Origin of the sequence: Methanospirillum sp. (genome assembly GCF_028679455.1) — an archaeon.
In the GTDB taxonomy this organism is placed as follows: Archaea; Halobacteriota; Methanomicrobia; order Methanomicrobiales; family Methanospirillaceae; genus Methanospirillum.
Genome location: NZ_JAJRBM010000061.1, coordinates 1 through 5,979, shown reverse-complemented (window position 1 = coordinate 5,979; position 5,979 = coordinate 1). Strand labels below are relative to the sequence as shown.

Genomic DNA, 5,979 nt, shown 5'->3' with positions numbered 1-5,979 from the left:
CGGAACCTGTATCATAGCCGTGCGCTCTGAAAAAGGGGCTGCTGATCTCTCTGATACTTTTAAGGATCTGATGCGATCTCCTGCATGCCGGCTCACCACCGAACTCGTCTGCGGGGATGCGAAGGTTATCATCATCTCCTCTGGTTCTCCTCATCTTCTCCTGAACCATCCGACTGATCTGGTATGGCGGAGATCCTCGTTCACCTGTGGTCGTACCATCGGGCTCTACAGTGATCATACTGCATCGACTCTTCCCCGTGCCATGATCACCCTCCTTAAAAAGGGTGAGGAACTTGATGTCATACTTACCGCAGAGATAGTGCCTGCAGATAACGGAGACACCGGGACTCTGATTCCAGGGTTTGGGCTTCTGATGGACTAATATGGCTGGGGGAATTTTATTATCGTCCTGTAATCAATATGTACCTGCAAACAGGAGGATATGTATATGGATAAGATGGGACTTGGCATGCTTATTGTTGGTATCGTTCTGATTCTGGGAGGTGCCTATGGTATCTGGTTCTTCCTCCCTGATGTGATCAATGTGGTCAAGGGCGCTATCGGTATCGTAGCCCTGCTCGCCGGTATCATGTTTGCCGGCATTGGGTTCATCCTGGTTAAGGATTGAATCTGCTCTCCTTTTCTCACCTTGTTTTTCTGAAGATGATGATCTCGACCGGAATATCACGACGATCATCGGTATGGAAGAAAAAAGTTCTGGGAATGGTAAATTCTGCTGCGATTACTCCGATAATATCAGCACGGTCACGGATATACTCTATGAGAAATGATTCTGATCCCGCATTAAAAATTCCATACACGACTTCTGCCCGTGCAAGAGCGAGGTCGATGAATGGACGGTCAGCATGCTCTTTCTGTGCACCGAATGGCGGATTCATGATTACAGTATCTGCAAAAGGAACGATATTCCATGAACCGGTATCAGCAATATCTGCTCTGATGAGTTCTATTGCAACACCCAGATCTGCTGCATTCTGTTCTGCAATTTTATTAGCATCAGGATCGAGTTCAACACCGATCACCTCTCCTGCACCAAGCAGAGCTGATCCGATACCCAGAATCCCGGTTCCTGATCCGAGTTCAAGGATCCGAAGGTTGGTAATATCTCCTGCCAGAAATGCGGTATATAGGAGCCGTGCTGCGAGTGGAGCCGGGGTCTGATACTGCTCCCGGTCTGGCCGGGGATTTGCAAATCCGGTGACCTGTTCGAGCAGCATCTCGAGTCTTCGCAGTTTCATCTGATCTCATCGACCTCGTAATTATCAAACGTCCTCACGCCGCAGAGGATCTCAAACTCCTGAGGTGTGAGCACCGGCACCGGCCACCGTACCTGATCATCATAAGCAAGTCTTGGACAAGCCGTGTTCACATAGCAGGAGAATCCCAGGTTGAGAAGTTGATCCGGAGTTACCTCTCTGAGCAGGATTGTGGTTGCTTTCGGAGAAAGGCTGGCAAGGCGTTCTGCAAGTTCTCTACGGCCCTGACCGCTTTTTGGAGAAAACAGAATGCCGATCTGATCCGCTGTCCTCGCCTTTTCAATAAGTGCATAACGCCTGCGAAGAAGTCGCTCCCCATCTACAACCTCCACGTTCCGCGTAAAAGGATCGCAGGCTATTACTCTGGATCCGGTTGCAATTTGAACTCCCAGGGGGTGAAACAACCCGGTTCCCAGATACAGGATCTCTGATGCACCTGTTTTCCTGGCTGCATCAAATGAGCATCCGAGAATCTGTCCGGCATAAGGAGTTCTGCCGGATCCTTCTGCAACCGTAACGGCAAATCCTGCATCTTCCAGTATGTTAGAAACGGCAGGAATGAGATGGACATGCTGTACGGTAGTCACCAGTCCGATCTCCGGGCCGGTAAGATAAGGAACTGCGTTCAGAACAACTACCGGATCAAAGTCCATCCTGTAGATATCATACAGAACCTGATCGGTACCATCAACCGGAGCATGGCCAAGATGGATCAGGATATCTGCATCTCTAAGCATCTCCAGATCAAGATCACAGGCACCATAGCAGGGATCCCCACTGATGCTGACCTTAAATCCAGCGGATTTCAACTCCCCTGCAAGTCTAAAGAGGCGCCGCTTCAGTCCTTCAGGTGCCTGAAGGGCGACCCTGTGTGCCCCTCCTTTATGTAATTCTGCGATTAGTTCAAAGTTCTCGGTCAACGATCTTCACCGTGTCTGTCACTTCGATAGCGACCAGATAGTGGTAAGGCATGGTAACTTCAGGAGTACCTTTTTTGATGGCAAAACAGATCCCGGCTACTTCTACTCCCATCATGTTGAGGGTATGAAGGATCCCGTTTATGGTACCTCCAGTGCTGATGACGTCATCCACGATCACGACCCGGTCTCCCCTGGAGAGGCCATTAATATACATTTTCCCTTTCGAGTATCCGGTCTGCTGTATTACTTCCTGCTCTCCGGGAAGACCATAACTGCGCTTGCGGATGATATTCACCGGGATATCGGTCATCAGCGAGATAGCGGTTCCGATAGGGATTGCCATCGCCTCTGCAGCAACGATGTATCTGACATTGGTAAGATCCAGCTTCCGAATCATCCCTACTGCAACTTCTCGGAGGACTTTCGGATCAATCTCCGGGATTCCATCGGTAATCGGGTGAACAAAATAGTTATATTCGCCTTTTTTAACAATTGGGCAGGTTATTAGTGACTCAATCAGATGTTCGATCATGAAATGCTCCGAACTCAACAAGGAATTTTTCTACCACGTCGCGATGGACATGAGGCATACAGACGATCCGAAGGTCGCCGGCCCGGGTATATGAGACAGCCCAGGGCTCTGGTACTTCGGTGTGTTCGAAGGTTGCTACGTTCACATCAGGGGTTATCTTTCGGGAGACCCCGAATGCCTCCATCCCTTCGATGAGGCGGCGGGTATTCTCCATACAACCGGTGACCACCGCTTCCATCCCGTCTTTCCCGAGATGGGCAAGTACTGCATATGCTCCGGCAACCGAGGCTCCAGGTCTGGTTCCGGTGAGGCTGTAACTCTGTTTTACGGTAAGATAGGGGGTGTCAACCAGAAGGTTACAGAAACAGGCTTCATCTTTGACCATGAGCACCCCCGCAGGAATCGTACTCATTCCCATCTTATGAGGATCAACTGATATTGATCCCACTCCCGGGACCGAGAAATCAAAATTTGGACCATTTTTCAGGAACGGGAGAACCAATCCGCCAAATGCGGCATCAACATGGAGGTGTATCGCTTCCTCTTCGGCAAGTTTTCCCAGAGCCGGAATCGGATCCACCATTCCATACTCGGTTGTACCCGCGATACCAACGATACAGCAGGTATTTGTATCGATGAGTTCCCCGGTCTTCTGAATGTCCATCCTGTACTGAGAATCAAGAGGAACCACCCTCATCTCAATTCCCATCATTCTGCAGGCTTTTTCAAACGAAAAATGTGCTGATGCCGGAACGATGATATTAGGATTTGATGAGTTCAGTTCTGCCTTTGCAAACCTGAGCACCTGTATATTTGATTCAGTACCCCCGGAAGTCGAGCATCCGCCTGCATCAGGAGCATGATAGAGATCTGCAAACCAACGAATCAAAAGTTCATCGATATGGGCAGTTCCGGGGAAGAGGCCCGGGTCTCCAAGGTTCGTCTCCATGAACATATTGTGTGCCCGGATCGCCACCGGGTGGGGCGGAGTGCACATCGAGGAGAGGATATGGTCCCAGCAGATATCTTTGCGACGGTACTCTTCGAGAAAACAGAAGAGAGAGTCTGATGAGATACCATCAGAAGGCATAATTCTTACGTGCACCTTCAAGGATAATGCGCTGCTCGGTGCGGGCTACAGTTTCACGGATCTTGGCTATTGCATCAATGTTTGATGAAACACTGGTGATTCCGTGCTGGACAAGCCAGGTAACCATGTCCGGCTCACTTCCTGCCTGTCCACAGATTGAGACTTCAACCCCACCTTCACGGCAAGCCTTGATCGCATGGTCGATGAGTGCAAGTACAGCTGGGTGTTTGGGCCAGTACATACTGGTGACGTTCTCATTGTTGCGGTCGATAGCGATAGTATACTGAATGAGATCGTTTGTTCCAAACGATGCGAACTTTATTCCCGCCTTAATGAAATCTTCGATGATGACTGCACTGGCCGGAATCTCGATCATAATACCGAGATCAACTTTCTCGACATCAACACCTGCACTTCTGAACTCTTCTTTTGCCTGGATGAATTCGTTCGGGTGGGATACCATCGGAAACATAATTCCGAGATTATCATATCCGAGATCCCAGAGCCGCTTGAAGGTCTCGATCTGAAGCCTGAACTGTTTCGGGCTCTGGAGGTCGCGTCTGATACCTCTCCATCCGAGCATTGGATTATGCTCGATTGGTTCGCTCTTCCCGCCCTGCATGTTTCTGAACTCATCTGTCGGAGCATCAAGTGTCCTGACCCATACAGGTTTTCCTGGAAATGCATCGAGAACTACTTTGATCCCATTCAGCAATTCCTGAATGAACTCTTCTTCGCGATGGTTTTCGATAAACCAGCCCGGTGTCTTGTTTAGCCCGAGGATAAGATGTTCAATTCTGAGGAGACCTACTCCGTCCGCACCTGTTGCTGCAGCACGCGCTGCTGCTTCTGGCATTGAGACGTTAACTTTCACCGACGTTGCGGTGATGATCTTTGGGGAACCCATTACAACTGCGGTTGCGCCGGCTTCAGTCTCTGGTTTTGGTTGTTCAATGATCCCGTCGTAGATGAGACCTTTCTCGCCATCTACGGTGACAATCTGACCTTCGGAGAGCAACTGTGTTCCGGTCTTCGTCCCGACTATAGCCGGAGTACCAAGTTCACGTGATACAATTGCTGCGTGGCAGGTCATTCCTCCTTCGTCAGTGATAATGGCTGAGACCTTCCGCATCGCGGGAACCATGTCCGGGTTGGTCATCCGTGTGACCATAATATCCCCGTCTTTTACCTTTCCGATATCCTTGACATCGTATACGATGGTTACCTTCCCGCTTGCTATCCCGGGTGAGGCTCCCTGTCCCTGCAGGATCACCTTTTCTGCGCTACCGGCTGCTGCTGCCTGTCCATTCTTCTTGGCTCCGGACTTGATCGTCGTGATGGGTCTTGACTGGAGGACAAAGATCTGATCACCGACAATGCCCCATTCCATATCCTGGGGAACCCCGTAATGTTCTTCCGATACAATTCCGTAGGTTGCAAGGCGCTTTACTTCTTCATCTGAGAGGACCTGTTTATCCTGGCGTTCAGGTTCGATATCCAGCGTTTTGGTTCCATATTCGCCGTCAGCCACAATCTCAAGACGTTTGGTTGCAATGAATTTGTCCGTGATCCGCTCGGTTCTTTGATCAAACACATACTTATCTGGAGAAACCGAGCCTGAAACGACAGACTCTCCAAGTCCCCATGAACCTTCAATGATAGCAAGTGATTCTCCAGTAACCGGATGTGATGTGAACATCACTCCTGCCTTCTCAGAATGAACAAGGCGCTGGACAACCACGGCAATATTCACGGTGTGGTGATCGAATCCCTGTTTTGCCCGGTAATAGATGGCCCGTGCTCCATAGAGAGAAGCCCAGCATACCTGAACTCCTTTGAGCAGATTCTCTGCACCCTTGATATTGAGTACGGTCTCCTGTTGTCCTGCGAAACTTGCATCTGGGAGATCTTCAGCGGTTGCACTGGATCGTGCAGCGACAATGTCACCGCCGCGTGACATCTTCTGGTATGCATGAACAATTGCATCCTTCAGATCATTGGGCATCGGTGAGGCATGTACAAGTTCTTTTGCTTTTTCCGCAGCCTCTTCTAATGCATCATTATTGTCAACGTCCAAATTAGCAAGAAGCGCATAGAGTTTATCTTCGAGATTGGTCTGAATCAGAAACCTGCGAAATGCCTGACTTGTAACTACAAATG

General features: G+C 49.7%; 7 protein-coding genes. 2 read left to right on the top strand and 5 right to left on the bottom strand.

Annotation, left to right across the window (positions count from 1 at the left end; translation table 11 throughout):
- Both LUQ50_RS02035 and LUQ50_RS02030 read left to right on the top strand, forming a co-directional pair.
- A partial coding sequence (locus LUQ50_RS02035) for a DUF371 domain-containing protein (RefSeq protein WP_300035425.1) occupies positions 1 to 382 on the top strand: 382 nt, incomplete at its 5' end.
- A 66-nt stretch (positions 383 to 448) separates the two neighbouring features.
- Entirely contained in the window at positions 449 to 628 is a 180-nt protein-coding gene (locus LUQ50_RS02030; protein WP_109968821.1) for a hypothetical protein, read from the top strand.
- A gap of 16 nt (positions 629 to 644) precedes the next feature.
- Here the strand turns inward: LUQ50_RS02030 and LUQ50_RS02025 are convergent, their stop codons facing one another.
- The 5 genes from LUQ50_RS02025 to ppsA all read right to left on the bottom strand — a co-directional run.
- Positions 645 to 1,259 (bottom strand): METTL5 family protein, encoded by a 615-nt coding sequence (locus tag LUQ50_RS02025; protein WP_300035419.1) that lies wholly within the window; start codon positions 1,257 to 1,259, stop codon positions 645 to 647.
- Positions 1,256 to 2,197 (bottom strand): diphthamide biosynthesis enzyme Dph2, encoded by a 942-nt coding sequence (gene dph2 / locus LUQ50_RS02020; RefSeq protein WP_300035416.1) that lies wholly within the window; start codon positions 2,195 to 2,197, stop codon positions 1,256 to 1,258. The genes LUQ50_RS02025 and dph2 overlap by 4 nt, the downstream gene beginning before the upstream one ends.
- Positions 2,181 to 2,729: a hypoxanthine/guanine phosphoribosyltransferase gene (gene hpt, locus LUQ50_RS02015; protein WP_300035413.1), complete on the bottom strand. Its 549-nt coding sequence runs from the start codon at positions 2,727 to 2,729 to the stop codon at positions 2,181 to 2,183. The genes dph2 and hpt overlap by 17 nt, the downstream gene beginning before the upstream one ends.
- Positions 2,710 to 3,819, bottom strand: coding sequence for a tyrosine decarboxylase MfnA (gene mfnA / locus LUQ50_RS02010; protein WP_300035410.1), 1,110 nt, complete (start codon positions 3,817 to 3,819; stop codon positions 2,710 to 2,712). Before mfnA ends, hpt begins: the two co-directional genes overlap by 20 nt.
- The coding region (gene ppsA, locus LUQ50_RS02005) for a phosphoenolpyruvate synthase (protein WP_300035407.1) at positions 3,809 to 5,979 on the bottom strand (2,171 nt) is incomplete at its 5' end. The genes ppsA and mfnA, both read right to left, overlap by 11 nt.